Raw genomic sequence first — 25749 nt, forward strand, 5'->3', positions numbered from 1 at the left:
AGTCCCGCCCCGCACAGTCCCGCAACCGCACCTCACCCCTCCCCAACCTCGTCAGTCGCCTCCGCTTCGCTCCGGCGACTGACTCCCTCGCGGGCTGGCTCGCGGCCGCCGGTGGCGGCCGCTCGCAGGCGCGCCACCGCATTCTCTTTTTATAAGCGCTTGTCGCCGTCGCTCACGACTATTTGAATACTGTCTCGTCGCCACCGATCTGCGATACTCACTCCCGCTATCGCTCGCCGCTACCCCTGTACTGAGCGATTGGGGTGAAAACTATTAGATTCAGAGGATTTCAACAGAACCGAGCTTTTATATTTCAGAGGATTCACCCAATACAGGGCCTTTCGACCATGTCTCGTGACACCGATCACGGCGGTACCTTGGTCGCGGTAGTGGTGTTCGTCTGTTTTCTCGCTGGATTGGCGTCGGTCATCTCCGCGATGGCGACGTTCCTGCTGAACCCGTTCGGTATCGCAGACGCGTTCCCCTCGCTGCTAGTCGTTCCCGATCCGATCGGGGCAGTTCAGCGAGGCAGCGTCGGCGTCGGCCTGATTCTGCTGGCGGAGGTGGTTGATGCGCTGACGGGGCCGGAATACGTCGTCACCGACGCCGGCCTTGACGACGGTGTTATGATGAGTACCGCTGTACAGAGCGGGCTGATACTGTTGCTGTCCGGGATCTCCCTGTATTTCTCTCTCACGGGCCTCTTGCTCCTGCCATCGACGGTTTCGCTCCTTCTGGAATTCGCGGTCGTCGACGCTCTCGTCTCGGTCGTCGAAGCGGGCTTGTGGGTCGGTGTTGGTCTCCTGTTTCTGGGACTGGTGATGTGGCTCGCCCGTGAGAAACAGGCCGAAGGGACCCAGCCGCCGGAACCGACTGGAGCGGGCACTCGACAAGAGCGCGGAGATGGTTCCCGTGCTGATGCCCACGATGACGGGCCGGACTCAACCGGCGTCGAAAACGCGTCGCGAACGGGGACCGTACAGACCTCGTCGACGGTTGAACGGGACGACGCGTGAGAGTTCACCAACGGGTCGGGCGAGCGGCCTCCGGTTCGAACTCACCAGCGGGAGACCCCATCGAAGTCAGCGTGTTCGGCACGCGGCACCGAACTTTCGGGTTCGGATCCCCAGCACGGTGGCCGTATGTACCATCGTGTGTCCGCTGCCCGAAATCTCACGCGACGTCAATACACCGCGCTCGACACCGAAGTGTGGCCTCGGCACTCATAGGGCTCGTCGTCGCCGGGTGCCGAGTCCGGCTCGGAGCGGTGATTCGTCATCGGCCGCTCGTCGGTAGTCGCGCCGTCGAATAAAAGGATCCGGCCGCGGCGTCAGTGCGACGAGCCGGCGTACTCGTTCCAGCGGTCGGTGCCGTTCGCGATCCGCCGGGTATCGGACGGGTCGAACGTCCCCGCCGCCTGCGCGACCGCCTCGGCGGCGGTCGGCAGGCCGTCGGTCCCGTCGTCGGCGTCGGTCGCACCGTCGTCAGCCGGGTTCGTCGATGGACCCGATCGGTCGGTCGTCGGTTCGGTCTCGGTCGCCTCGCGCGTGCTCGGACCGCCGGGACCGGTCGCCGTCCCCGCCGTCGAGCGTGCGTCAGTCGTGTACTACGGGTGGCACGACTCGACTGATGGGCGTATCCTTCATAATTGTTTATGTTGGTACGAGGTTTCGCCGGGCGGGGTGGGGAGAGCGCGCCGCGCCTACCAGGCCGACCACGCGGTGAGCGTCTCGTCGCGGGCGTACACCCGCTTGAGGTCCTTCGCGTAGGCGAGGTCGCCGGGGTGGTCGAGCTTCTCGTGGCGGTACTCGGGCGCGTCCTCGCGGATCTGGAGCCCCTCGACGGTGAACTCCTCCTCGCCGAACTCGACGGTCTCGTCGACGGTGAACTCGTAGTCGCCGGGGACGTTCACCCGCAGTGAGCGCGTTTGGTCCGCGTCGCCGTCCTTCGGGTGGAGCGTGACGGGGACCGCGACGTTGTCGACCGCGCGGGTCCACAGCGTCTCCACGTCGGTGATTTCAGCCTCCTCGACGCGGTTCTCCGGTCCGAGCTCGATCCCCGTGATCCGCACCTGCATCAGGGCGTCGTCGGTGTCGACGACGAACTCCTCGCCGGTCGCCACGTCGCCCTCGGCGGGCACGTCCATCGTCGTCGTGAACGAATCGCCGTCCTGCGAGACGACGATCGTCACGGCGACGGTCTCCTCCTCGGGGATCTCGGCCTTGTGGGTGTGGTCGCACTCGGTACAGCGGACGGTGGCCTGCCCGCCCGGGCTGAGGACCTCGTGGACGGTCGGCTCGGAGGGCGAACACGACGGACAGGGGAGCCCGACGCGCGCGCCGGCTTTGGTGTCGCTCATTGGGCGCTCGTACCCGCCGCGCCCGTAAATATCCGCCCCTGTGGGGCCGGTGTGGGTCGCGCTCGCGTGGCGCGCGCCGACGGGGTGCGGTTCCGCGGTCGGAACGTCCCGCCGAGGCCGCGCGGTAAGGAAACTGGTTTACCGGTGTCCGCGGAACGGTCGCCCATGATCGTACCCGGGTCCAGCTCGCAGCAGCTCGCGGCCGCGCTCGCCGCGGAGACGGGCCGGGCGCTCGCGACCCCGACATACGACCGGTTCCCGGACGGGGAGGGGCTCGCCGCGGTGCCCGACTTCGACGCCGACGAGGCCGTGATCGTCGCCGCGACCGACTCCGACGAGGCGTGGGTCGAACTGCTCCAACTCCAGGACGCCGTCCGCGAGGCCGGCGCGACGGGCGTGACCACCGTTGTCCCCTATATGGGGTACGCCCGCCAGGACGCCTCGTTCGGCGACGGCGAGCCGGTGTCGGCCCGCGCGATGGCGCGGGCGATCTCGACCGGGACCGACCGCGTCGTCCTCGTCAACCCCCACGAGGCGACCGTCGCCGACTTCTTCGACGTTCCCGTCGAGACGGTCGACGCCGCGGGCGCGCTCGCTGACCCGCTCCCGGCCGACCTCGACGATCCGCTGTTCCTCGCGCCCGACGAGGGCGCGATCGACGCGGCCGCCACCGTTCGCGACGCCTACGGCGCCGGCGAGACGGACTACTTCGAGAAGCACCGCGACCGCGAGACGGGCGCCGTCGCGGTGTCGCCCTCCGACGCGCCGGTCGCCGACCGCGACGTGGTCGTCGTCGACGACATCATCGCGACCGGCTCCACGATGAGCGAGTCGGTCGCCGTGCTCACCGACCGCGGCGCTGCGCGAGTGCTGACCGCCTGCGTCCACCCGGTCCTCGCGGCCAACGCGGTGACGAAGCTGCGCGCCGCCGGCGTCGACCGGATCGTCGGCACCGACACCGTCGAGCGGGGCTGTAGCGTCGTCAGCGTCGCGCCGGCGGTGGCCAATGCGCTCGACTCCCTGTAAAGATCACTCGTCGTCGTCGATTTCCCGGATCACCTCGGCCGGGTTGCCGCCGACCACCGTCCGCGCCGGCACGTCGTCGACCACGACGGCGCCCGCGGCGACGACCGCGCCGTCGCCGACCTCGACGCCGGGCGTGAGGACCGCCCGCCCGCCGATCCAGACGTCGTCGCCGACCGCGACGGGGTCGCCGAACTCGCGGCCTGCCGCGCGCTCGTCGGGGTCGATCGGGTGCGTCGCGGTGTACACGTGGACGCCGGGGCCGAGCTGACAGTTCTCGCCGAACGCGACAGGCGCGACGTCGAGAAAGACGCAGCCGTAGTTCGCGAAGAAGCCGTCGCCGACGCCGACGTTGTACCCGTAGTCGCAGCGGAACGGCGGCACGACGGTCGCGTCGCCGCGGACCTCGCCGAACAGCTCGCCGAGGAGTCGGTCGCGCCGGTCGGTCTCCGTCGGGGCGGTGGCGTTGTACCGCCGGCAGCGGTCCCGTGCGCGCCGGCGATCGGCGGCGAGTTCGGGAGCCGACGGGTCATACGCCTCGCCGGCGAGCATCCGCTCCTTCTCGCGTTCCATACATCATCGGCCGCGGCGAGCGACAAAGGGCTGTCCGTCGGCGCTGCCGAAGGTTGTTACAAAAACTCGAGGCGAAAAGCCTCGCGCTTCAGCGCGGGGAGGCTGTCGAGTCGACAGATGTCGTGATGGCCGTGCGGTACTCGGATTCAACGCACCGGACCGCTTCCGGGAGAGCGTAGCGGGATCACATTCTTTTTATTCAGCTTTGGGAAAATATATCGTAGTTGAGAGTATCCGTGGAGTACAATGCTTTTGATCCATAGTAACGTATATTCAGATAACGTTAGATTCTCCAATAAAAATAAAAAACCGAGAAATTGTTCTCTTCAACTATGCCCATTTTTGATCCTCCGACCCTCGTTGCGTTCGTTTCGGCGGCGGTCGTGGTCATTATTTCTCCCGGCCCCGATACGATATACGCCTTGACAGAGAGTCTCCGTCGCGGGCGCTATGCTGGGGCGGCTGCCGCGTGTGGAACGGCGACGGGAGTCCTCGTTCACACGACAGCAGCGGTACTCGGATTAGCTGCGATTGTCCGAACGTCAGCGCTCGCCTACACCGTCGTGAAATACGTTGGCGCCGCCTATCTCGTCTATCTCGGTGTTCAGACGTTCCGACACGACGAAGCGTTCGAGATCCGGAATCACCTCTCAGCGGAAAACACCTCACTTAAACGGTCATACCGGCAAGCGGTGACGATCAATGTCTCTAATCCAAAGGTTGCCGTCTTCGTCCTCGCGTTCTTCCCACAGTTCGTCTCTCAGCCGGCAAACGTCTCGCTCCAGATCTCCATTCTAGGGGTGACCTACGCTACTCTCAGCGTCCTGTACCTCTTGATCGTGGTAATGTTCGCCAGCCGCGTACGACACATCATCGTTAACTCCAAGACGATTTCTCGGTTTGTACAGTATGCGAGCGGTAGCGTACTGATCGGCTTCGGTTTAAAACTTGTAACCGAGAAGCAGCTCGGCGCGTGATCCCTGAGAAATTTCAAAAACCGTACTCGTACGATCACTATCCGTGATTTCGGCGCAGTCGTGTGTACTGTACTTCCGTCTGTGAATATGATAATCGTACGATAGACTGAGAATATTATTGATATCGTACGTCGACCGGGAAGGGTTCGAGACGTTTCGGCACGCCACGGAGGCCGTTGTAGATATATACGAATATTTATCATGGGTCGATATTCAATCGTGGGTGTGACCACCACAACCTACGGTCTGTTGGCGTTGGCGCCGCCGCTTCTTGCGATCGTACTGGCGATGACGACACGGCAGGTGCTCGTGTCCTTGTTCGCCGGCGTCTGGATCGGTGCGATGATCGTGGCGGGCTGGAACCCCATCGCCGCGACAGCGCTCACCATGGACTGGCTCGTAGAGGTGTTCCGGTCGCCATTCGACACGAAGTTCATAATCCTGATCATGTTCATGGGGGCGGGCGCGGCGTTCATCCATCGCTCCGGAGGCATACTAGCACTAGAGCAGTGGATCGGCGACCGAGTCGACAGCGCCCGCGAGTCGCAGATTCTCACCTGGCTCATCGGCGTGTTCATCTTCTTTAGCTCGTACACCAGCACGATTGTCACGGGAAACTCCACGCGGGACCTCGCTCAGGAGAACCGCTCCTCCCGAGAGATGCACGCGTATACGCTCGACTCAACGACCTCGCCCGTAGCGACCTTCGGGCCGGTGTCATCTTGGATCGGGTACCAAGTGTCGATGATTATCGTCGGCTTCGAGGCCGCCACGGTCACCGCCTCGGAACTCGGGATGACTCCCTTCGGACTGTTCCTCCAGAGCATTCCTTGGAACATCTACTGTTTCATGGCGTTCTTCATGGTCGGGTTCATCGCGATTACCCAGCGGTTCTTCGGTCCGATGCTCGACGCCGAGTGGCGAGCGCGGTCCACCGGTCAGACCATCCGTGAGGACGCGACACCGCTGTCGGACGTTTCACAAGACGTCGGCGAACCCAGCGATAAGAACCCGACGCTGGTGAACTTCTTCGGGCCGATCATGGTGTTGCTCGTCGTCAGCTTGGTCTCGATGTGGTGGCTCGGAGGTGGCCATAACCCCGGCGTCGGCATCTCGGAGGCGTTCCAAGAGACCGACGTGGCCCTCGGTCTTCTGTACGGTTCCTTCGCGTTCATGGTGTCTGGATTTGTCGGCGCGCTCGGCTACCGAACAATGGACCTCGAAACGGCCAGCGACACCATCATTCAGGGCTTCAAGACGATGAACATCGCCATCGCGATTATCGTGTTGGCGTGGTCGATCGGTTTAGCCGCAGAGAAGGTGGGCACCGCTCAGGTCATCGTCGACGTGATGGTCGGCAGCGGCGTCCCCGGGAGCTTCCTCCCAGTGATCATCTTCCTCGCGGCGATGTTCGTCGCCTTCACGACCGGTACCTCTTGGGGGACCATGGCTATTCTGACTCCGCTGGCAATCCCGCTGGGGTACGAGTTAGTCGGTCCCTCAATCCTCCCCGTGCTCGTCGGGGTGCTCTTCGGCGGCGCCATCTACGGGGACCACAGTTCGCCGATTAGCGACACGACAGTCATGTCGTCGATCTTCTCGGGCTCTGACCACATCGACCACGTTAACACCCAGATCCCGTTCGCCGGAACTGCCGCAGGGGTCACGGTGTTCGTGCTCGTGCTGTACGGTCTCGGTCTTCAGACGGCCTACGTCCTCTTGCCACTAGCGCTCGTGCTGACGGTGGTCGCGGTGCTCGCTCTCAACAAGTTTGACGCCAGACGCAAGGGACTCCCCGAGGTAATGCCCTCCGCCGACGCCATCGAGTCCGGCGAGGTCGACGTCGACGCCGTTGAGCGCGGTGAGGTCGACGGCAACAACGGGAGTCACGACCACCTCACGCTGGTTCCGGTGTTGGCGGTCACCGTCGTCGTCGTATACCTCGCCCTCGTGTTCGGGTTCGCGGTGATAGGTAGCTGAACCGACATCGACCCTCGGTCGATCTTCGCGTTGCGTGAGCGCTCAGTGACCTCGGACGGACTAGACGCCCGCCGGACGAGGGGTATTCCAGAGGTCCGGTCGCCACGGCCGTCGTCGCAGGTGACGGCGAGGCGGGACGCGCCTCGCCTCAGACGATCTTCATCATCCGCGTCTCGAACTTCCCGACGCGGACGCGGACCCACCCCGCGAGCTCCGCGTCGAGGTCGGGATCGTCGGTGTCGACGCGGAGGGCGCGCACGTCGTCGAGCTTCGCGCGCGAGGCGACGATCCGGAGGTCGCAGCGCCGGATCACGGCCGGCGAGATCTGGGGGTTGCCGCGGCCGAAGACGAACCCCTGCCCGCCGATGGGCGAGACGACGACGACGTTCTCCTCGCCGAGCGCGTCGAGGATCTCCGCCTCCGTCGCGTCGTAGGCGATCACCTCGCCGTCGCGCCACACGTCGACGCCGATGGGAGAGGGGTCGAAGCCGAGCTCCTCTTTGATCGCGCCGACGGTCGATCCCGGCCCGAGGACGAAGGTGACGCCCTCGCCGTCGCGCTCGCGGATGTCGGCCGCGACGCCCTCCGCCAGCGACTCGACGGTCCCGCTCGCGGTCTGTTTCGACGACTGGAGGTCCTCCGCGACCGGGACGTGTGCGACCCCGCGGAGCGTCGGGTTGACCTCCCCCTCGCGGTAGGCGTCCTCGTCGATGTCCATCACCTCGCGGCGCTCGGTCCGCGAGAAGGAGGCGGCGACCTCCGCGGCATCTTCCGGCGACACGGCGAACACCGACGAGTACACCTTCACGCCGGCCGGGACGCCGAGCATCGGCACGTCGGTCCCCTCCAGCGCGTCCGCGACGTCCGCCGCGGTGCCGTCGCCGCCGACGAACAGGACGAGGTCGACGGGGTCTCTCCCCTCCGTGCTGTCCCCATCCCCGTCGATACCCGCGAACGCCCGCACGACCGCGGCGGTGTGGGCCGCGGTCGTCTCCGTCGGCTCAGGGGGTGCCGCCGACTCCGCCCCCTCGCCGTCGAACGGGTCGACGACGCGGACGGGGTCGAAGCCCGCCTCGCGGACGATCGACTCGCCCATCGGGTCCGCGGCGACGGAGACCCTCGTCTCGGGCGCGACCGCGGCCAGCCGGTCGAGCATGCGCTTCGCCCGGTCGGGCGCCCGGGGCTCCGCGCCGCGCTCGACCGCCTCGGCCACCTTCCCGTCGGTCCCCTTCAGCCCGACGCGGCCGCCCATCCCGGCGACCGGGTTCACCGCGATCCCCACGTGCATGCCCAACGTTCACCGCGCCGGCCCCTTAAGCGAGCCGCGTCCGGCCGGGGGTCGAGGAGGTCGGACGCCGTCGGCCCCCCGGTGGACTGATAAAAATCCGCAACAACGAGGCACGGGAACCAACAGGCGTCACCCCGTAGGACCGTGTGCCGATGGAGTGAGCCCGCCATCGGCCTCGCAACTGCTCGTCTCACAGGGACCGGATCCCTCTCGTGGTAGCCGCCACACGCCCACCGCTCCTGGTCCCGTTTTCGTGCCAGCGCATCGGTGCCCGTCCGCCGGACGGTCCCCTCCTCGTTCGAGAATCAACGCTTAAGACGCCCCCAAGACAACTCCGGGACATGATCCTCGAAGCCGCCGTGACGGAGCCGCTGCCGATCAGCGCGACCGCGGGCGCGGTCCTGCTCGCGAGCCTCGCGCTCGTCGCCGTGTGGGTCGCGTACCTCTACCGCTAGGCGGACGGTCTCCGGACCGCTCAGGCGGACCGCTCCTCGACCGCGTCCGTGCGCTCGCGGATCCACGCCGCGGCGCGCTCCGCCTCTCCCTCGCTCTCCGCGGTGATCTTCACGGTCACGACCTCGCCCGGGTACGAGCCGACCCGTACGTCGAACCGCTCGCGAAGCGACGCGAACCGGTCGAGCAGTTCACTCTCCGGTTCGTCCACGTCGACCGTGACCACGTGGGTCCGCGTTCCCGCGAACTCGTCGGCGACCAGGTCGAACATCGCCTTCATCTCCCCCGGAACCCCCGGGAGGACGTAGACGGACTCGACGACGGCGCCCGGCGCGACCCCGACCTCGTTCGGCAGCGGCCGGCAGTCCGCGGGGAGGTGCGTCGTCTCCGCCGCGAGGTCGCTCCCGCTGTACCCCCGCTCGGCGAGCCACGCGGCCGCCTCCTCGTTTTCTGCGAGGTCGCGCCCGAACGCGGCCGCGACCCCTGCCATCGTCACGTCGTCGTGCGTCGGGCCGAGGCCCCCGGTGACGACCACCGCGTCGTACTCGGCGTGGTACTCGTTGACGACGCGCGCGATCTCGCTCACCTCGTCCGGCACGACGGTCACCCGCCGGACGGCGACCCCCCGCGCGTCGAGGCGGTCGCAGAGCCAGGTGGCGTTCGTGTTCTCGGTGTCCCCGACGAGGAGCTCGTCCCCGACGGTGACGACGGCGGCGTTCATACCCGCCTCAAGCGGCGCGTGCTAGAAAAGGACCGCGGCGCGGGCCGACGCGAGCGACCGACGGACGACGGGGGCTCAAAGCCAGCCGTCGTCGTCCTCGTCGTCGTACACGCCCAGTCCGAGGTCGCGGCGGCGCTGTCGGAGCGCCTCCAGCTGCCGGCGGAAGTAGAGCGTGCCGGCGATCGCGGCGACCACGGCGACGGCGAGGATGACGCCGAACACCGCCAGGTCGCCCTCGCGGTACGACTGGACGACGATCGAGCCGCTCGTCACCTCGTCCCAGACGATCCGGTCGCGGTCGCCGACCGTCTCGACCGAGTAGTCGCGCGGCGACACGTGGCCGACGACCGGGAACTCCGTGCTGAACTCCGGCGGGAGCGTCACGGCGTACGACCCCTCGACGTACGCGCGCATCGTGAACCGGCGCGGCGACCCGGCGCCCGAGAACGCGGCCTTGCCGCCGGCCATGTCGTCGGCGAAGCGGATCCACGTCTCGTCGGTCGTCCGCTCGATCTCGCCGCCGCGCGCGCGGAACTCGCTGCCCGTGATCACCTCGCCGTCGGGGTACTGATACCGAAACGCCTCGAACTCCAGGGGCTGGTCGCCCGCGTACGGCGTCTGCTCGTACAGCCGGATCTCCTCCCGGTCGCCGACCGCGTACACGGCGGTGTACCTCGCGTCGGTCGAGAGGGTGAACGCGGCGTCGCGGTCCGTGTCGAACTCGTACTCGCGGGGCGGCTCGGCGTCGAGCGTCTCGTTCGTCACCTCGCCGCCCCCGGTCGCGTAGCCGAGGCAGCCGGCGCTGACCGCGAGGAGGGCGATCGCCGCCGCCGCGAGCGCGAAGCGTCTGTTCACGTTTGTATGGGTTCAGACGACGCAGCGCATCTCGGCCGGGAGGTACGAGCCGATGGCGGCGAGTAGTCCCGGCGGGTCGGTGCCTTCCGCGCAGACGATGCTCTGTTCTAAGAGCCCCAGCCGCTCGACGGTGACGATGTCCTGCGCGTGGCCCGCGCGGTTCACCGTCGCCCGCGTCTCGCCGCGTGTCGCGGAGTTGACGTTCACCCGGCCGTCGCCGCGCTGCCAGTCGTACAGGCGGTCGCGCTCGGCGTCGGCGAGCCGGGAGGGCTCCGCGTCCGGGTCGCCGGCGTCGCCGCCGTAGACGAACCGCATCGGGAGGTGCTGGACGAGGCCGAACCGCTCGACGACCTGCTCCGGCGAGCCGACGCCGAGCCCGAGCTCGTCGGCGGGGACGAACACGTCGACCCCGGCGTCGAGCGTGAACCCGACGTCGTCCCACGACTCGAGGGTGCCGACGTACTCCTCGCCCGCCTCCAGTCCGCCGTCGTGGGCGACGATCTCGCCCCACGTCTCCGCGAGGACGTTGCGCGCGACCGGCGCGTCCTCGCCCGTCACGTCGACCTGGACGAACTCGTCGTCGCGGACGCCCACCTGCCAGTCGGCGTCGAGCTCGCCGACGTCGTTGGCGACGAGCGAGTTCATGCCGTCGAGCGCCCGCTCGCGGGCGTCGCCCTCCACGTAGCACTTGGTTGCGAGGACGACCATCAGCCGGTCACGTCCACGTTGAGCTCGTCGCGCAGCGCCTCGATGCGCTGGTCCATCGCGTCGCGGAGCCGGTCGTTGTCCATCGCCTCCACCGGGGAGCCGCACTCGGGGCACTCGAAGCCGAAGTCCATCGCCTCGCCGAACTCGAAACGGATCGAACACACCTCACAGAGGTAGAACTCGTGCGTGCGCTCGTACTCCTCGCGCTCCTCTAAGGCCTCGAGCAGCCGGTACATCTCCTCCTGGAGGTTCTCGGGGATGTTGTCGTAGTGGAACGTCCACAGGTACGTGAGCCACCCGGAGTCCTCGTCGCGGACGCGCCGGTACGTCGCCAGGTCGTTCTCGTACAGGATGAACAGCGCGCGCCGCACGTCGTTGAGCTCCAGGCCCAGCTCCTCGGCCAGCTCCTCGTCGGTGACCTCGCCGTCGGGCGGCGCGGCCGCGACCGGCATCCCCGTCGGCCCCACCAGCTCGTGGAGGTACTTCTGGATGACGGGGTCGTTCAGTAGATCCTCAAAAGCCATTACGGGAAACTGGTGGAGGAATCCGGTTAAAACCTCCGAAAGGCGCGGTCACGTTCCCCGCACCGATCCGGGGAGGTCGCCCCCGCGGCCCGCGGTCGACCCACCCGCGGGTCCGGCAGAGCTTTACGGGCCGTGGCTCACACTCGCCCGTATGGCAGACTCGGTCGACGGACGGGGGCGACGCGCGCTCGGGGCCCTCGCGCTCCTCGCGGTCCCGGCGGTGCTGGCGGCGGTCCCGCTGGTCCCGCTCGCCGCGCTGCTCGGCCCCGGCGGACTCGGGCTCGTCCCGGTCGGCGCGCCCGGGGGACTGCTCGCGGCCGTCGTCGCCGGCCCGGCCGCCTCCGCGCTGCTCGGCCCGGTCCTCGTCGACAGGCGGATCGCGCGGCTCCCCGCCGCCGACCTCGACGACCGCCGCGCCGACTTCGTCGCCGACCGCGTCGAGTCGCTCGCGGCCGAGGTCGGCGTCGACGCGCCCGAGGCGACCGCGGTCCGCGCCGACGCCGCGAACGTCGCCGTCGCGGACGGCTACCGCGGGTCGCGGCTGGTGGTGTCGACGCGCCTGCTCGCCCTCCCGAAGGCCGACCGCGACGCCGCGCTGCGCCACGCGCTCGTCAGGCTTCGAACGCGGCAGGCGCTGCTCACGACGGCGACGCTCCCGGCGCTGGCGGCCGTCGAGACCGCGGCGCTGCTCGCGACGCTGCTCGTGGGGCGCCGCGGCGACCGCACCGCCGCGGACCGGCGCGTCAACCGGATCCACGGCTACGAGCCGGACCGCGAGCGCGTCCCGTCGTGGGCGTACGCGGCCGCCGGCGTCTGCTGCTGGCTGCTGCTCCTCCCGGCGTGGATCCCCGCGACGGTCGGCGACCGGCTCTCCGTCGCCGGCGGACGCCGCGCCGCGGACGCCCTCGTCGCGCGGGCCGGAACCGAGGAGCGGAACGGGCTCGGCAACGCGGTCGCGTTCGCGAGCGACGCCGCGGGCGCCGGCGACTGGCCGCCGCTCCTCGACCGGCTCTCCTTCGTCTCCATGGCCGACGCCGAGACGGGCCGCGTCCGCGGAACGAGCCGGCAGGAGGCCCGGACGCGGCTCGCGCGGCTCCGCTCGAAGCGAGCGTTTTAGGGGAATACGGAGGGCAAAGGGTGGCGGCCGACCGGTCGCGTGGCCCATAGGCCGCGTGGCCCGCAACCCGGTCAGGGGTGCGCCGGGACCTCCAGCCGGATCGTCGTCCCGTCCGCGCCGGTGTCGACGTCGAACTCGCCGCCCGCCTTCGCCACGACCCAGTACATGAGCCAGATGCCGAGCCGGTCGGCGTGGGTCAGCGACGTCTCGCCCGCCTCCAGCACCTGCGTCTCGTGGTCCGGGATCCCGGGGCCGTCGTCCGCGACCTCGATCGCGATCCACCCCGGCGGACGGCGCTCGACGCGCACCTCGACAGACGGCGACGGCGCGTCGTTGTGTTTCACGGCGTTCTCGACCGCCTCCGCGACGGCGACGGGGAGGCCGACGACCGTCACCCCGATCGGATCGTCGTCCGGAAGCGCCAGGGTCACCTCGGCCTCCGGGTAGCGACTGCGGGTCCGGTTCCGGATCTCGATCAGCTCGTCGCGGAGGTCGATCGGGGCGTCGAGCGGGGGCGCGGAGACCGTCTCGTCGACTTTCTGGACGGCGGCCGCGATCCCCGTGAGGTCCGCTGCCGTCTCGGCGATCACGTCGAGTGCCCGGCGTTGCGACTCCTCGTCGGGACCCTTTCGGAGCAGGTCCGCGTACCCCGAAATGAGGTTCATCTTGTTCCGGAGGTTGTGGTTGAGTACCCGGGCCATCACCTCCAGCCGCCGCTCGCGGATCTTCCGATCGGTGATGTCCGTCTGGAACCCGACGAAGTGCGTGGTCTCGCCCGCCTCGTTCCGCAGGGGTTCGATCTGGAGCCGGTTCCAGAACTTCTGCCCGTTCGCTCGGTAGTTGAGGACGTCCACGTCGACCGGTCGCTCCTCGTCGAGCCCCGCCCGGATCTCGTCGGTCGTCTCCTCAGAGGTGTCCGGTCCCTGAAGGAACCGGCAGTCCTCGCCGAGCCGTTCCTCGCCGTGGCCGGTCAGCGACTCGAACTCCTCGTTGAGGTACACGAGCGGGTTGTCGTCGCCGTCCGCCGCCCGCGCGAGGGTGATCCCGACCGGCGCCTCGTCCATCGATCGCTCCTTGAGCCGCAGGTCCGCGACGGTCCGTCGGAGCCGGAGCGAGGTCGTCCGGCGCTCGATCAGGTTCGAGACCCGCGTGAGCAGCGCCCGCCGGGCGACAGGCAGCTCGATCACGTCGTCGACGCGCTCCCAGGCGCGGTCGGTCGGCTGCGTCCGGGCGTTCTCCCCGACCAACAGCACGAACGGCAGGAACGCGGGGCCGGCCCGTTCGCGGCGGGCGTCCAGCGCGTCCCCGATGGCCTCGAACGCGCCCGCGTCGAGGAGACAGCAGTCGAACTCGGCGTCGAGCGCGGCGGGGTCGGCCGCGGCCCGGATTCGGTACCGGTCGCTGAGCGCCTCGGCGAGCAGCTCGCGGTCGCGGTCGGCGTCCATCAACAGGAGGACCGTCGCGTCGTCGCCCGGTGACGACGTCTCCGTGCGCCCCTGGTTGGGGGCTCGGCTATCGCCGGGGGCCGAGTCGGTGACGGCGGACCCGTCGCTGTCGGCGCCACCGACAACCGGACCCGACTCCGAACCCATCTCCCTTCCAACGGGGCGGGGAACCCACTAAGAACTACCCATTTATATGCCGGTCGAGGGCGACTGGGGAGCTATGACATCGCCAACGGCCGAGCGAGCGTCGACGGGGGTCGCCGGGCTCGACGAGGTACTGTCCGGGGGCCTCATCCCCGCGCGGAGCTACATGGTCCGCGGGCAGGCCGGGAGCGGCAAGACGATCCTGAGCTTCCACTTCCTCCAGCAGGGCGTCGACGAGGGAGAGACGGCGCTGTTCGTCAACCTCGAAGAGGACCTCCGGGACCTGAAGGCGAACGCGGCCGCGCTCGGCTTCGACACCGACGCGATCGAGTTCCTCGATTTGAGTCCGAACGCCGAGGCCTTCGTCGAGGACGAGTCGTACGAGGTGTTCGAGCCCGCGGAGGTGGAGCGCGAGCCGCTGACCGACCGGATCGTCGAGGGCGTGACCGAGGTCGATCCCGACCGCGTCGTCGTCGACCCGCTGACCCAGCTCCGCTTCCTCCTGTCCGACGACTACCAGTTCCGGAAGCAGGTGGTCGGGTTCATGCGATTCTTAAAGGATCAGGGGGCGACGGTGCTTTTCACCGTCCAGAACACGGAGTCGCTGCCGACGGACGACCTGGAGTTCATCACGGACGGGACGATCCGGCTGGACGCGGCGGAGTACGGCAAGACGATCAGCGTGCCGAAGTTCCGCGGGTCGGCGACCCAGAGCGGCGACCACGCCTACCGGGTCACCGACTCCGGCATCGAGGTGTACCCCGCGCTCCAGCCCGGACAGCGCGACCGGGACCTCGAGTTCGAACAGATCTCCTCGGGGATCCCGGAGGTGGACCAGCTGCTCCACGGCGGGATCGAACGCGGCACCGTCACCATCGTGAGCGGGCCGACCGGGGTGGGGAAGACCACCCTGAGCACGCAGTTTATGAAGGAGGCCGCGGGCCGCGGGGAGCGCTCCGTCATCTACCTCTTCGAGGAGAACCGGGAGACGTTCCTCACCCGGTCGCGCGCCGTCAACATCCCGGTCGACGAGATGCTGGAGCGGGGGACCCTCCAGGTGAACGAGGTGGAGGCGCTAGAGCGGTCGCCGCAGGAGTTCGCGCGGATGGTCCGCGACGAGGTCGAAGAGCGGGGCGCCGACATCGTCATGGTCGACGGCATCTCCGGCTACCGGCTGACGCTCCGCGGCGGCGACGACCAGATGCTCCAGCAGATGCACGCGCTCGGTCGGTACCTCAAGAACGCGGGCGTGACGGGGATTTTCGTCGACGAGACGCGGAACGTCACGGGCGAGTTCCACGCGACGATGGAGAACATCAGCTACCTCGCGGACAACATCGTCTTCCTCCGGCACCTGGAGGTCGACGGCGAGATCCGCAAGGCGATCGGCGTCTTAAAAAAGCGGACGAGCGACTTCGAGCGCACGATCCGCGAGTTCAAGATCACGGAACACGGGATCACCGTCGGCGAGCCGATGTCCGGGCTCCGCGGCATCCTGAGCGGCGCGCCCGAGATCGTCGACCGGGAGCGGCGCGGGGCGGAGCGCGACGACCGCGACGAGTAGCGCGTATCAGTTCGGATCGGCGGGGTCGGAGCCGTCATCGTCTGCGGCCCCTCCCTCCGCGTCGACGACCGTCTTTCCGGTCGCCTCGGGCACCACCCGGCGGTCGGCGTCCGCCCACTCGCGGTCGAGTTCCGCGCCCTCGAACAGGCGGTCGAGGAAGACGGCGAGCCCGGCGACCTCGGAGTGCGGCTGGTTCGTCACGCCGACGTTGAAGTCGGCGCGCTCGTACAGCGCCCACGGCACCTTCTCGCCGCCGACCACGACGAGGAGGTCGCGCGGCGGCGACGCCTCTCCGACAACCTCGGGCTCGTCGAGGCCGACCGCCTCGCGGACGTCCGCCTCGACGTCTTGGACGCGCTCGCCGTACATCGTGAGGTGGACGACGACCCCCTCGAAGTTCCGGACGATCGCCTTCTGGTCGTCGCGGAGCTCGACCGCGAACGGCCCGCCGAACCGACCAGTGATGTCGCGGACGGTCTCCGCCGACTGACCGGCGTTGTCGGGGAAGATCACCCGGTCCGCGCCGAGCGCCCGCGCCGTGAGCCCGACGTGCGTCGTCATGCGGTCGTCGCGCCCCGGCCGGTGGCCGTACCGGAGGACGACGACCTCGCGCGCATCGTTCATGCCACGGAGTGCGGGGGCGAGTCGGGTGTCGCTTTCGATGCGGCGACGCGGTCGGTCCGATCCGTACTCGTGGATCGAAGCGGGTCGAGACAGTCCGAGGTGACCACGTAACTGAAACCTTCTTGTGGGAGGCGGTCGCGGTATGCGCCATGACGAGCGTCAAGGAGTTCCGCGTCGACGAGCCGGCGACCGCCGACGGGCTCGGCCGGGGGCGGTTCGTCTTCACGGACGCCTACTCGGTGTTCGACTGGGGGCAGATGCCCGACGCGATCCCGAACAAGGGCGCGAGCCTCTGCGCGATGGGCGCGTTCAACTTCGAGCTGCTGGAACGCGAGGGGATTCCGACCCACTACCGAGGGGTCGCGGATCCGAATCGGGACGCCGACGCGGCCGGCGAGGGCGAGCCCGACATCGTCCCCCTCGACGAGGCGACCGCCCCGCCGACCGAGATGGCCATCGACCTGGCGCAGGTGCCGGACCTCCCGTACGAGGGGCCCCACGCCGGCTACGACTACGACGCCTTCCACGCGGCGGGCGGGGAGAACTACCTCGTCCCGCTCGAAGTGGTGTTCCGCAACCGGGTTCCAGTCGGGTCGAGTCTGCGAAGGCGGGCCGACCCCGCGGACTTCGGCCTCGACGACCTCGCCGGGGCCGACGGCGAGTGGCCGGACGAGCCGGTCGACCTCCCGGAGCCCGTCGTGGAGTTCTCGACGAAGTACGAGCAGCAGGACCGCTACCTGACCCGCGCCGAGGCCGACGAGATCGCGGGCGTCGCCGACGTCGATGCGCTGGAGTCGCTCGCGCGCGACGTGAACCGCGTCGTCACCGAGCGCGCCGAGGCGGCCGGCTTCGTCCACGAGGACGGGAAGATCGAGTGCCTCTACCGCGACGGCGAGCTCAGGGTCGCCGACGTGGTCGGCACCTTCGACGAGAACCGGTTCTCCTACGGCGGCCGCGGGATCTCGAAGGAGGTCGTCCGCCAGTGGTACAAGGCGAACGATCCCGACTGGGTCGAGGCCGTGAAGACGGCGAAGGAGTCGGTCGCGGGCCGCGACATCGACGACTGGCGCGAGCTCTGCGACGAGTCGCCCGACCCGCTGCCGCCCGCGGTCGTCGACGCCGTCTCGGACCTGTACGCCGCCGGGACGAACGCCTACACCGGCCGCGAGTGGTTCGACGTCCCCGACATCGAGGCGGCGCTGGATTCGGTCGACGATTTATAAGAGAACGCGACCGCTGACACCGCGGCGAACACCTCCAAAGCCCCAGTCGCTCATTTATAAATGGCAGATGGTGGATCGACGGCGAACGCCTCCAAAGCCCCAGCCGCGAGGCGGGCGCACGCTCGCTGCGGTCCTCGGTCGGTCGCTCGCTTCGCTCGCTCCCGCCCTGCGGTCCTTGCGTCGCCTGCGCCCGCCTCGCGACTGCCCCTTTGAGTCCCACCCGACCGCGACCGCACCGCACCTCACACCTCCCCAGCCTCGTCAGTCGCCTCCGCTTCGCTCCGGCGACTGACTCCCTCGCGCGGTGCTGCTCGGCCGCGGGGCGGCCTCGCAGGCACGCGCCACCGCACCTACGGTTTATAAATGAACAACGCCGTCGCTCACCGGTCTGAACGAGTCGAGACGACGACCCCGTCAGCGCCGTGCCCAGTCGAGCATCCGCGCGTAGAAGGGGTCGGAGCCGAGCGCGTCGGCGTCGCCGACGATCGTCAGCTGCTTTTTCGCCCGGGTGAGCGCGACGTTCACGCGGCGGTGGTCCTCGAAGATGGGGCCGTCGAGGTCGCCGGTCGCCACGAAGGAAACGAGGACCACCTCCTTCGAGGAGCCCTGGAAGCGGTCGACGGTGTCGACGGTCACGTCGGTCCGGCGACCGATCTCCGCGACCTGCGCGCGGAACGGGGCGATCACGCCGATGTCGTCCGGGTCGACGCCCGCGGCGACGTAGGCGTCGACGGTCGCGGCGACGCGCTCGGCCTCGCGGACGTTCCGGTTGCCGTCGCGCTCGCCGTCGGGGTCGACGAACCCCACGCCCCCGGTCAGCTCCGGCGCGAGCGCGTCCGGGTCGACGCCGAGGTCCGCGAGCGTCTGCCCGGCCACCTCGGGGGTCGCGGGGCGGAGCGCGCCGTCGTAGAACTCCGCGGAGGCGAACGCCTGGATGCGCTGGCTCATCCGGTACTGGCGGTCGAGCATGACGCTCGCGTCCGGGTACGTCTCGATGAGCCGCTGGAAGAGGGAGGTCTGGAGGTCGTTCTCCGCGCGGACGACCGGCGGGAGCTGCTCGTGGTCGCCGACGAGCACGAACCGGTCGGCGCGGTTGATCGCTGCGTGGGTCCCCGGCTCCGTGAGCTGGGAGGCCTCGTCGACGAGGGCCACGTCGAACTCGCACTCGCGCATGACGCGGGAGCCGCAGGCCGCGGTCGTGGCGGCGACGACCGGCGCGTCCCGCAGCTCGGCGGCCTTCGCGTTCGGCTCGCCGCGCTGAACGAGCCGCACGTCCTGCATGTCGCCGCGGACGCCGGTCTCGGTGCCCACGCGGAGCACGTCGTCAAAGCCCTGATCGCGGAGGGCTTCGAGGGCGTTGTCGACCGCGCGGTTCGTGAACGCGGAGAGGAGCACGCGGTTCCCCTCCTCGACCAAGGCGCGGATCGTCCGCGCGATGGTGTACGTCTTCCCGGTGCCGGGCGGCCCGTGGATCAGCGCCAGGTCCTCGGCGTCGACCGCGAGCTCGACCGCCTCGTTCTGGGCCGCGTTGTTGCCGATGTACGCGTCGGGGACGTCCGGGTCGTCGACGTCGCCGCTCCCGGGGTTGCCGGGGCTGCCCGGCGGTCGCTCGGCCGGGTCCCGGAACTCGGGCTCTCGCCGGCCGAAGATCACGTCCTTGCGGTCGGACTCGCCCTTCAGGACCGCGTCGTGGAGCGCGGTGAGCGAGCGGTCGACGGAGATCTCGGAGGGGTAGACGTCGAGCCGGCGCACCTCGACCGGCTCGTCCGTCTCGACGACGACCTCGTCTTTCCCGAGTTCGGTGATCCGTCCGAGCTCCGCGTGCCCCGAGACCGGGTCGCCGTCGCTCGCGAGCGCAACGTCGCCCTCGCGGAGCTTCGAGACGGCGTCGCCGGGCTTCCGGGCGCGGAGCTCCCACCGGGCGTCGTCGATCTCGGTCTGCGCGACGGGCTCTAAGTCGATCAGCGCGCGGTCGTCGGCCGCCCGCTCCTCGGGGGTCTGCTCCCACAGCTTCCGGTACTCGGCGTGGGTCTCGCGGCGCTCCTCCTCTAAGGCGACGTAGAAGCGGTCGAAGTAGTCGCGCTCCGCGTCGGGCACCGGCGTCCCGACCTGTCCCGCCTTCGACTCCTGATCGAGGCGGCCGGAGACGACCATACACGTGTCCTGCTCGAAGCAGTAGCTACACGTCGCGTCCGCCTCGTACCCCGTCGGCACCGTCGGCCGCTCGCCGGGGTCGTTGAGCGCGCGCCACTCCATCGCCGCGAGGGCGTTGCGCTCGCGCACGACGAACTCCAGGAACCCGCGTCCGACGGTGAACTCCTTGGCGGGCGCGAGGTCGCCCGACTCCTCGTTGCGGTCGAGGGCGGTGTTCTTCGTGTACAGCAGGGTGCCGATGTCGGGGTCGACGCCGCGCTCGTCGAGCATCAGCGCGTAGCAGGCGGCCTGGACCTTGTCGTGGAACCGCGGCTCGCGCTTGGTGTTCTTCCCGGTCTTCAGCTCGACCGGGGTGCCGCGCCGGAGCGCGTCCGCGCGCCCTTTTAAACCGAAGGTGGGCGAGATGAGGGTGAACTCCGACCGCCACGTGTCCTCGTCGCTCAGGGTTCCCTGCGCGAGCCACCCCTCGACGGCGGCGGCGTTGCGGCGCACCTCGTCTTCCACCTCCTCCGTCTCGTAGCCGAGGAGGCCGAGCTCGAGCCCCGCCTCGGCGACGCGGTCCTTGACGGACTCCTCCAGCTCCATCCCCCGGAGCAGGTCCCCGAACACCTCGTGGACGATGGTCCCCTTGACCACGGGGTAGTTGAGCGGGATCCCGGAGAGCTTATTTAAATAGTACATCCGCGGGCACTGGACCCACGACCGGATCCCGGTCACGTCGACGAGGAAGTCGGGCTCTAAGACGACCCACGACTCGTCGGTCGTCGCGTACCCCGTCTCGCCGCGGTACTCCTCTTCCTCGGGGTCGGTGACGAGCAGCTCCATTCCCGGCTCCGCGTGCTCGGCCGTCTCCGTCCACTTCCCCCACAGCGTCACGTCGACCGGGTCGCCCGCGCCGCGGTCGGGCCGGACCCGCAGCTCACGGAGGTCGCGCTCGCCGTACGACGTCGACACCGTCCGCGCCTCTCCGACGGAGACGATCGGCCCGCGAACGTTCACGTCCCCGCTCGGCGGCGGCACCGAAAAACGCTGTCGGTGGTCGCGGTCGGCGGTCGCCGTGACCGTCGGATCGATCGCGCCCGACCGCTCCGCCGGCACCGACACGCTCTTGCGCTCGCCGTCCCGAACTCTCGACCGACATGCGCGTACGAGACTGGGACGACATCCTCGCGGACGTCGCGAGCGACTCGACCGACCCCGACGGCTGGCGCGCGGTCGCCGGCTCCCGCGAGGGCGGGCTCGGCGAGGACCTCTACTTCGGCCACCCGAGCGTCGGCCTCTACCACCTGAAGACGTACGCGAAGAACCCCCGCGACCTCCGCGGCGTCGGCGCACAGGTCGCCCGCAAGGTCGACGACGACCTCGACCCGCTCCTCCCGGACGCCGACAGCGACGGGCGGTTCGCGGTTCGGTCGGCGCCCGAAGACGAGGAGCACGCCGAGGAGATGGCCACCCGGCTCACGGAGACGCTGAAGGTCCACGCCGAGGCGCCCACCGACCCGGACCACCTCTTCGAGGACGTGATGGAGGCGGTCGAGTCGCCCGCGTTCGGTCCGATGGAGTACGAGTTCGACGGCCGGCCCGACGAGCTCGACGAGCTCTCCGAGGCCTTCGAGGCGGCCGAGGAGCTGCTCACGAGCGAGCTCGACGACCTGATCGAGGACGACGACGTGGACCGCGGCTTCCACTGACTCCCGGGCGACCGCCGCAACCGACCCGACCGCTCGGCCCGTACGGACCGAGTCGCGCCGAACGCCGGCGAACCGGTTTTGTCGCTCCGCCGTCAACACCGGGTATGGGACTCAAAGAAGACACGGCGAACGGCGTAATATCGCTCGGCATCGGCGTCGCGGTCACCTGGCTCACCGCCGGCGACGGCGACCACGACACGGCGGACCTCCTCGTCGCGGTCGCGATCAGCTCGTTCCTCTCGGGCTTCTTCACGAGCTACTTCGCGAAGTGACGCGCGGAGCGGCGCCGCGTGGACCGTCGCCGGCGGTCCCGTGACGGCGCTCTCAGTTCTCCTCAGATCGCTGTCACCCAGGCGCGGTACTCTTCGTCGAGCTCGTACACCTCGCGGAACGCGCGCTCGATGAACCCCGCGACGCGGTTCGCGTCCGACCGCGCGGTGACGACGGCGTTCGTCCCCTCCGCCTCCTCCGGGCTGACGAGCTCGTCGATCCGGAACTCGGGGAACTCGGAGAGCAGGTCCTTCAGGCGGTCTAACTCCTCGTCGGTGCAGTCCATGATGAGCTCCGTCCCCGCGAGCTGGATCCACGGGGGCACCTCGCCGCCCTCGGTGTCGTCGCTGTCGGGGTCGACGTCGACGGTCATCACGTCACCGGAGCGCGCGCGGTGCGCGGCCGCGGCGTCGGCGAACAGCTTCAGCCGCTCCGCTTCCGTCGCGGCGTCGAATCTGGTCATACCACCGCTCGGCCGCGACGGGGCTTAAAAATCCGCACTCCGGGCCGGCGCGGCGTCCCGCCACCGACCGCGTCGAGTGGAACCTACTCTCGCTCCGTTTCCGCCAGCACGTCGTCGACGAGCGAGCGCGTCCGCTCGGCCTCGGCGAGGCGCCCGTCGGCCTCGCCGCGCTCGATCAGGGCGAGGTCGTCGCCGTCGAGCTCGTGGCGGACCTCCGCGGCCCGGCGGAGCCGCTCGTACTCGTCGCTCCGCGCGAGCTCCCGGACGGAGCGCAGGGTCGCGACGACCTCGTCGTCCGCGATCCGACCGACTAGGGGAACCAGCTCGTCGATCTCGTAGGCGAGCTCGTCGCCCGGCTTCGGCGGCCAGTCGAGCGTCAGCGGCTCGCCGTCGAGCCGTTCGAGGTACGTCCGGTGGACCGCGACCGCGGTGCGGAGCGCCCCCGGGTCGTCGACGTAGTGCTCCAGCTTGGAGTTCGTGTAGTCGGCGTACTCCAGCAGCGTCGCGGGCGGCTCCTCGCCGGCCGCGTGCGTCTCGACGTACTCCGCGAGGTCGGTCGGCGGCACGTCGACGTCGACGAACGGGGTCGAGTCCGCGCGGTCGAGGAAGTCGAACACCTCGCGGGCGGACGCCGACTTGAAGAACTCGCGGAACGCCTCCCGGACCGACTCGTCGTACGCCTCGATCGGGTCGCGGAGGCGGTCGAGGTCGGCGTCGAGGTCGGCGTCGGCCATCTCCGCGACCTCGCGGAGCTCGTCGAGCCGCGAGTCGAGGCGTTTGCGGGCCTCGCGGGCGTCCTTCCGGGCCGCCCGGTAGTCGTCGACCGCGTCGTCGTGCGCCTCAAGCAGGTCGACGAACTCCCCGGCCGGCTCCAGCGCCTCGCGGGCGGCCGCGAAGTCCGACTCCGAGAGCCGGCGCTTGTCGACCGCCTCGTCGGCCGCCTCGAAGGCGTCGGCGGCCGGGAGGTCGTCGTCGACGTCGGCCGCGTCGTCGAACTCGCCCCGGAACCGGACGTACGACTCGAAGTCGCCGGAGCCGACCGCGTCCTCCTCGTACCGATCGAGGATCCGGTGGGCGCGGCGGTAGGCGTCGGCCGTCGCCTCGACGCGGTCGCGCCCGTAGCCGTCGATCCGCTCCTCGATACGCCGGAGCTCGTCGTAGCGCTCGCGGAGCCGCGCGGCCGCCTCGCCCGCCTCGGCGACGGGGTCGTCCGCGGCGTCCGCTCCGCGCCCCTCGTCGCCTCGCCGCGCCGTCCCGCCGGCACCCTCGGCCATCGGTCAGTACACCTCGTCCGGGTCGAAGACGCGCTCACCGACGTGTTCGCCGTCTATCGTCCGGTGGAAACACGACCGGTGGCCGGTGTGACAGGCGCCGCCCGCCTGGTCGACGAGGTACAGGAGGGTGTCGGCGTCGCAGTCGACCCGGACCTCACGGACCGACTGGGTGTGGCCGGAGGTGCCTCCCTTGTGCCATAGCTCCTCGCGGGACCGGGAGTAGTAGTGGGCCTCGCCGGTCTCGCGGGTCCGCGAGAGCGCCTCGGGCGAGACGTACGCGAGCATCAGCACCTCGCCGGAGTCGGCGTCCTGGGCGACCGCCGGGACCAGCCCGTCCTCGCCGAAGTCGACGTCGATCGGCTCGGCCTCCGCGTCGGCGTCACTCATGCCTGTCCGGAGGCGTGGCGCTCGAATAGTCCTTGTGTCTGCGGTCACCGCGCGGGAGCGCCTGCCGCGAGCCGCCTCGGGCGCGCTACCCGTCGCGGGCGCCTCGGGTGCGCTATCCCAGCCGCAGGACGAGCGCGTCGCCGTCGGCGTACGCGTCCGGCCGCCGCTCGACGACCTCGAAGCCGAGCGATTCGTAGAGGGAGAGCGCCGCGTCGTTGTCCGGGTGCGCCTGGAGCGTTACCGGGCCGTCGGCGTCGGCGATGGCCGCGCGGAGGAGCCCGCGAGCGCGCCCCTCCCGGCGGAAGGGGGGCGCGACGACGAGTTCGGCGAGGTGAACGCCCGGTCGGTTCGGCGCGTCCACCGGGAGCAGGTAGCCGACGACGCGGCCGTCGGCGACGCTCACGCGGGCGGCGCCCACCGCGAGCCCGTACTCCAACAGGTCAGGGCTCGGCTGCCGGAGGTGCGACTGGAGCTCGCGGATCCGGTCGGCGTCGGCGGTCCGTCCCTGGCGGACTCGGGGGTCTCCGCCCGCCATTCACACCACCGCCCAGCACGCGACGGCGACGACCGCGCCGCCGAGCGTCGCGAGGAAGTTCACGGCCTGATTGCCGACCCGGTCGCCCTCGATCAGAGCGCCGAGGAGGCTGTCGACGGTCATCCCGGCGACGCCCGCGGCGACGACGGCCCCGCCCGCGGCGACGCCGCCCGCGGCGACCGGGTCGAGCACCGGCGCCCCGCCGGCGGCGAGGGCGCCGACGAGGAGGGCGCCGGAGAGGCCCGCCAGCTCGCCCTGCCAGGTGATCGCGCCGTCGGTGCCGGGCTCGACGCGGCGGAGCGTCGTCACCAGCCGCGGCCCGTCGTAGAGGCCGCCGATCTCCGAGGAGAGCGTGTCGGCCATCGCGGTCGCCGTCGCGCCCGCGAACGCGAACCCGAAGGGGGCGGCCGGGACGGCGAGGTGCGGCGCGGCCGCGTAGCCGACCACGGCCGCGAGCGCGACCGCGGAGTTCGCCAGCACGTTGCCGGTGCCGCGGGCCCCCTCGTTCTCCTGGGCGACCCCCCGGGCCGCCTTCTCGTCGAACCGGTACTTCGAGGCGAGGCCGCCGACCGCGTAGAAGGACATGAGGGTGAGGAACCAGCCGACGCCGCCGAGGACGACGGCGAGCAGCGCCGAGACGACGCCGGTGAGCATCCCCGCCACCGAGGCGGTGCCGATGGCGAAGGAGACGTAGCCGAGCGCGCCGGTCACCGCGAGGCCGGCGACGATGAGCGGGGCGTCGACGGTCGGCTCTAAAGCGAGGAACCCCCACGTCGCGAACGCGACGAGGATCGTCGTGATGTGCGCGTCCCGGGAGAACACGAGCGAGCGGACCAACGCCGCCGTCAGCGCGGCCGCCGCGGCGAGGAAGACGAGGAGGGGAACCGTCTCCGCGTCGACGGGGGCGCCGGTCTGGAGCCGCACCCCGACCTGTCCGGCGAGGGCGGCGGCCGTCCCGGCGGCGACGTAGCCGGCGACGAGCGGGAACTCGTCGGTCGTTCGGCGGGAGACGAGCGACCGACCGAGGCGACCGACGCCGACGGCGAGCGCCGCGGCCGCGAACGCCTCGTACGGCAGCGGCGCGCGCGGCAGCGAGGCGAACAGCGCGAGGCCCGCGCCGGCGAGCGCGAAGGAGACGAACCCGTAGAGGCGCTCTTCCTCGCGGTCGCCGGGCAGCGCGAGCGTCTCGAACCACTCCCCGTCGCGGACGCCGAAGAAGGCCGCGCCGGCGACGGCGAAGAAGGGGACGGCGGCGGCGGTCTCGAGCGACGGCGCGAGGACCGCGAGCGCGGCCACCGCGGCGAAGACGCTCGCGCGTCGGAGCCTCCGTATCACACCCTCGGCTACCCCCGACGACCACTTAACGGTCCCGACAGCCGTCGGGCGGTCGCTCGCGG

The 25749-nt window shown here is 69.9% G+C and carries 24 protein-coding genes; 9 read left to right on the forward strand and 15 right to left on the reverse strand.

Annotated features, from left to right (window positions below; genetic code table 11):
- The first annotated feature begins 347 nt into the window (after positions 1-347).
- Entirely contained in the window at positions 348-1016 is a 669-nt protein-coding gene (locus CPZ01_RS11320) for a hypothetical protein (protein WP_096395163.1), read from the forward strand.
- A gap of 686 nt (positions 1017-1702) precedes the next feature.
- Here CPZ01_RS11320 and CPZ01_RS11325 read toward each other — a convergent pair.
- Entirely contained in the window at positions 1703-2359 is a 657-nt protein-coding gene (locus CPZ01_RS11325; protein WP_096395165.1) for an HVO_0476 family zinc finger protein, read from the reverse strand.
- Between the two features lie 165 nt (positions 2360-2524).
- Between CPZ01_RS11325 and prs the strand changes: the two genes are divergently transcribed.
- Entirely contained in the window at positions 2525-3385 is an 861-nt protein-coding gene (gene prs / locus CPZ01_RS11330) for a ribose-phosphate diphosphokinase (protein WP_096395167.1), read from the forward strand.
- A 3-nt stretch (positions 3386-3388) separates the two neighbouring features.
- Here the strand turns inward: prs and CPZ01_RS11335 are convergent, their stop codons facing one another.
- The gene (locus CPZ01_RS11335) at positions 3389-3955 is read right to left on the reverse strand and encodes a maltose acetyltransferase domain-containing protein (RefSeq protein ID WP_096395169.1); all 567 of its coding nucleotides are present in this window, start codon (positions 3953-3955) and stop codon (positions 3389-3391) included.
- 332 nt (positions 3956-4287) lie between these two features.
- On the opposite strand from CPZ01_RS11335, the gene CPZ01_RS11340 reads away from it, so the two are divergent.
- Both CPZ01_RS11340 and CPZ01_RS11345 read left to right on the forward strand, forming a co-directional pair.
- Entirely contained in the window at positions 4288-4932 is a 645-nt protein-coding gene (locus tag CPZ01_RS11340) for a LysE family translocator (protein ID WP_096395171.1), read from the forward strand.
- Positions 4933-5220: 288 nt separating this feature from the next.
- Positions 5221-6912: a Na+/H+ antiporter NhaC family protein gene (locus tag CPZ01_RS11345; protein ID WP_092920490.1), complete on the forward strand. Its 1692-nt coding sequence runs from the start codon at positions 5221-5223 to the stop codon at positions 6910-6912.
- 148 nt (positions 6913-7060) lie between these two features.
- On the opposite strand, the gene CPZ01_RS11350 is transcribed toward CPZ01_RS11345, so the two are convergent.
- The 5 genes from CPZ01_RS11350 to CPZ01_RS11370 all read right to left on the reverse strand — a co-directional run bounded on the left by CPZ01_RS11350 (position 7061) and on the right by CPZ01_RS11370 (position 11461).
- Positions 7061-8200 (reverse strand): ATP-NAD kinase family protein, encoded by a 1140-nt coding sequence (locus tag CPZ01_RS11350; protein WP_096395173.1) that lies wholly within the window; start codon positions 8198-8200, stop codon positions 7061-7063.
- Positions 8201-8675: 475 nt separating this feature from the next.
- Positions 8676-9374, reverse strand: a complete 699-nt coding sequence (locus tag CPZ01_RS11355) for a competence/damage-inducible protein A (RefSeq protein ID WP_096395175.1) — start codon at positions 9372-9374, stop codon at positions 8676-8678.
- 75 nt (positions 9375-9449) lie between these two features.
- Entirely contained in the window at positions 9450-10229 is a 780-nt protein-coding gene (locus tag CPZ01_RS11360; protein WP_096395177.1) for a DUF5803 family protein, read from the reverse strand.
- 12 nt (positions 10230-10241) lie between these two features.
- The gene (locus CPZ01_RS11365; protein WP_096395179.1) at positions 10242-10937 is read right to left on the reverse strand and encodes a DUF2110 family protein; all 696 of its coding nucleotides are present in this window, start codon (positions 10935-10937) and stop codon (positions 10242-10244) included.
- Positions 10937-11461 carry a transcription factor gene (locus CPZ01_RS11370; RefSeq protein WP_096395181.1) on the reverse strand — a complete coding sequence of 175 codons (525 nt, stop codon included), beginning with the start codon at positions 11459-11461 and terminating at the stop codon, positions 10937-10939. The genes CPZ01_RS11365 and CPZ01_RS11370 overlap by 1 nt, the downstream gene beginning before the upstream one ends.
- A gap of 151 nt (positions 11462-11612) precedes the next feature.
- On the opposite strand from CPZ01_RS11370, the gene CPZ01_RS11375 reads away from it, so the two are divergent.
- The gene (locus tag CPZ01_RS11375; protein WP_096395183.1) at positions 11613-12578 is read left to right on the forward strand and encodes a hypothetical protein; all 966 of its coding nucleotides are present in this window, start codon (positions 11613-11615) and stop codon (positions 12576-12578) included.
- 71 nt (positions 12579-12649) lie between these two features.
- Here the strand turns inward: CPZ01_RS11375 and CPZ01_RS11380 are convergent, their stop codons facing one another.
- The gene (locus tag CPZ01_RS11380) at positions 12650-14170 is read right to left on the reverse strand and encodes a PAS domain-containing protein (protein ID WP_096395185.1); all 1521 of its coding nucleotides are present in this window, start codon (positions 14168-14170) and stop codon (positions 12650-12652) included.
- Between the two features lie 73 nt (positions 14171-14243).
- Here CPZ01_RS11380 and CPZ01_RS11385 point away from each other — a divergent pair, with 73 nt between their 5' ends.
- The gene (locus CPZ01_RS11385) at positions 14244-15731 is read left to right on the forward strand and encodes an ATPase domain-containing protein (protein WP_096395187.1); all 1488 of its coding nucleotides are present in this window, start codon (positions 14244-14246) and stop codon (positions 15729-15731) included.
- A 6-nt stretch (positions 15732-15737) separates the two neighbouring features.
- Here the strand turns inward: CPZ01_RS11385 and CPZ01_RS11390 are convergent, their stop codons facing one another.
- A complete protein-coding gene (locus tag CPZ01_RS11390) occupies positions 15738-16355 on the reverse strand; it encodes a tRNA (cytidine(56)-2'-O)-methyltransferase (protein WP_096395189.1) in 618 nt (205 codons plus the stop codon).
- 149 nt (positions 16356-16504) lie between these two features.
- On the opposite strand from CPZ01_RS11390, the gene CPZ01_RS11395 reads away from it, so the two are divergent.
- Complete coding sequence (locus CPZ01_RS11395; protein WP_096395191.1) at positions 16505-17578, forward strand: phosphoribosylaminoimidazolesuccinocarboxamide synthase; 1074 nt, start codon at positions 16505-16507, stop codon at positions 17576-17578.
- A gap of 414 nt (positions 17579-17992) precedes the next feature.
- Here CPZ01_RS11395 and CPZ01_RS11405 read toward each other — a convergent pair whose 3' ends face one another.
- A complete protein-coding gene (locus CPZ01_RS11405; RefSeq protein WP_096396259.1) occupies positions 17993-20731 on the reverse strand; it encodes an AAA domain-containing protein in 2739 nt (912 codons plus the stop codon).
- A gap of 140 nt (positions 20732-20871) precedes the next feature.
- On the opposite strand from CPZ01_RS11405, the gene CPZ01_RS11410 reads away from it, so the two are divergent.
- Both CPZ01_RS11410 and CPZ01_RS15475 read left to right on the forward strand, forming a co-directional pair.
- Entirely contained in the window at positions 20872-21423 is a 552-nt protein-coding gene (locus tag CPZ01_RS11410) for a hypothetical protein (RefSeq protein WP_096395195.1), read from the forward strand.
- Between the two features lie 104 nt (positions 21424-21527).
- The gene (locus CPZ01_RS15475) at positions 21528-21695 is read left to right on the forward strand and encodes a hypothetical protein (protein ID WP_172863962.1); all 168 of its coding nucleotides are present in this window, start codon (positions 21528-21530) and stop codon (positions 21693-21695) included.
- A 62-nt stretch (positions 21696-21757) separates the two neighbouring features.
- On the opposite strand, the gene CPZ01_RS11415 is transcribed toward CPZ01_RS15475, so the two are convergent.
- The 5 genes from CPZ01_RS11415 to CPZ01_RS11435 form a co-directional block, all read right to left on the reverse strand.
- A complete protein-coding gene (locus CPZ01_RS11415) occupies positions 21758-22156 on the reverse strand; it encodes a hypothetical protein (RefSeq protein WP_096395197.1) in 399 nt (132 codons plus the stop codon).
- Positions 22157-22239: 83 nt separating this feature from the next.
- On the reverse strand, positions 22240-23430 hold the full coding sequence (locus CPZ01_RS11420; protein WP_096395199.1) for a DUF7118 family protein: 1191 nt from the start codon (positions 23428-23430) through the stop codon (positions 22240-22242).
- Between the two features lie 3 nt (positions 23431-23433).
- A complete protein-coding gene (hisI, locus tag CPZ01_RS11425; protein ID WP_096395201.1) occupies positions 23434-23817 on the reverse strand; it encodes a phosphoribosyl-AMP cyclohydrolase in 384 nt (127 codons plus the stop codon).
- 112 nt (positions 23818-23929) lie between these two features.
- Positions 23930-24352: a GNAT family N-acetyltransferase gene (locus tag CPZ01_RS11430; protein ID WP_096395203.1), complete on the reverse strand. Its 423-nt coding sequence runs from the start codon at positions 24350-24352 to the stop codon at positions 23930-23932.
- The gene (locus tag CPZ01_RS11435; protein WP_096395205.1) at positions 24353-25687 is read right to left on the reverse strand and encodes a DUF92 domain-containing protein; all 1335 of its coding nucleotides are present in this window, start codon (positions 25685-25687) and stop codon (positions 24353-24355) included. It lies immediately after the preceding gene.
- Positions 25688-25749 lie beyond the last annotated feature (62 nt).

The organism is Halorubrum trapanicum (assembly GCF_002355655.1).
Lineage (GTDB): Archaea > Halobacteriota > Halobacteria > Halobacteriales > Haloferacaceae > Halorubrum > Halorubrum trapanicum_A.

Excerpts from the sequence above, each read along its gene's own strand:
- hisI (WP_096395201.1), bottom strand. The coding sequence starts at position 23,817 with ATGAGTGACGCCGACGCGGAGGCCGAGCCGATCGACGTCGACTTCGGC.
- CPZ01_RS11365 (WP_096395179.1), bottom strand. The coding sequence starts at position 10,937 with ATGGTCGTCCTCGCAACCAAGTGCTACGTGGAGGGCGACGCCCGCGAG.
- CPZ01_RS11350 (WP_096395173.1), bottom strand. The coding sequence starts at position 8,200 with ATGCACGTGGGGATCGCGGTGAACCCGGTCGCCGGGATGGGCGGCCGC.
- CPZ01_RS11345 (WP_092920490.1), top strand. The coding sequence starts at position 5,221 with ATGACGACACGGCAGGTGCTCGTGTCCTTGTTCGCCGGCGTCTGGATC.
- CPZ01_RS11375 (WP_096395183.1), top strand. The coding sequence starts at position 11,613 with ATGGCAGACTCGGTCGACGGACGGGGGCGACGCGCGCTCGGGGCCCTC.
- CPZ01_RS11390 (WP_096395189.1), bottom strand. The coding sequence starts at position 16,355 with ATGAACGATGCGCGCGAGGTCGTCGTCCTCCGGTACGGCCACCGGCCG.
- CPZ01_RS11325 (WP_096395165.1), bottom strand. The coding sequence starts at position 2,359 with ATGAGCGACACCAAAGCCGGCGCGCGCGTCGGGCTCCCCTGTCCGTCG.
- CPZ01_RS11380 (WP_096395185.1), bottom strand. The coding sequence starts at position 14,170 with ATGGGTTCGGAGTCGGGTCCGGTTGTCGGTGGCGCCGACAGCGACGGG.
- CPZ01_RS11410 (WP_096395195.1), top strand. The coding sequence starts at position 20,872 with ATGCGCGTACGAGACTGGGACGACATCCTCGCGGACGTCGCGAGCGAC.
- CPZ01_RS11370 (WP_096395181.1), bottom strand. The coding sequence starts at position 11,461 with ATGGCTTTTGAGGATCTACTGAACGACCCCGTCATCCAGAAGTACCTC.
- prs (WP_096395167.1), top strand. The coding sequence starts at position 2,525 with ATGATCGTACCCGGGTCCAGCTCGCAGCAGCTCGCGGCCGCGCTCGCC.
- CPZ01_RS11395 (WP_096395191.1), top strand. The coding sequence starts at position 16,505 with ATGACGAGCGTCAAGGAGTTCCGCGTCGACGAGCCGGCGACCGCCGAC.
- CPZ01_RS11340 (WP_096395171.1), top strand. The coding sequence starts at position 4,288 with ATGCCCATTTTTGATCCTCCGACCCTCGTTGCGTTCGTTTCGGCGGCG.
- CPZ01_RS11335 (WP_096395169.1), bottom strand. The coding sequence starts at position 3,955 with ATGGAACGCGAGAAGGAGCGGATGCTCGCCGGCGAGGCGTATGACCCG.
- CPZ01_RS11415 (WP_096395197.1), bottom strand. The coding sequence starts at position 22,156 with ATGACCAGATTCGACGCCGCGACGGAAGCGGAGCGGCTGAAGCTGTTC.
- CPZ01_RS11385 (WP_096395187.1), top strand. The coding sequence starts at position 14,244 with ATGACATCGCCAACGGCCGAGCGAGCGTCGACGGGGGTCGCCGGGCTC.
- CPZ01_RS11320 (WP_096395163.1), top strand. The coding sequence starts at position 348 with ATGTCTCGTGACACCGATCACGGCGGTACCTTGGTCGCGGTAGTGGTG.
- CPZ01_RS15475 (WP_172863962.1), top strand. The coding sequence starts at position 21,528 with ATGGGACTCAAAGAAGACACGGCGAACGGCGTAATATCGCTCGGCATC.
- CPZ01_RS11430 (WP_096395203.1), bottom strand. The coding sequence starts at position 24,352 with ATGGCGGGCGGAGACCCCCGAGTCCGCCAGGGACGGACCGCCGACGCC.
- CPZ01_RS11355 (WP_096395175.1), bottom strand. The coding sequence starts at position 9,374 with ATGAACGCCGCCGTCGTCACCGTCGGGGACGAGCTCCTCGTCGGGGAC.
- CPZ01_RS11420 (WP_096395199.1), bottom strand. The coding sequence starts at position 23,430 with ATGGCCGAGGGTGCCGGCGGGACGGCGCGGCGAGGCGACGAGGGGCGC.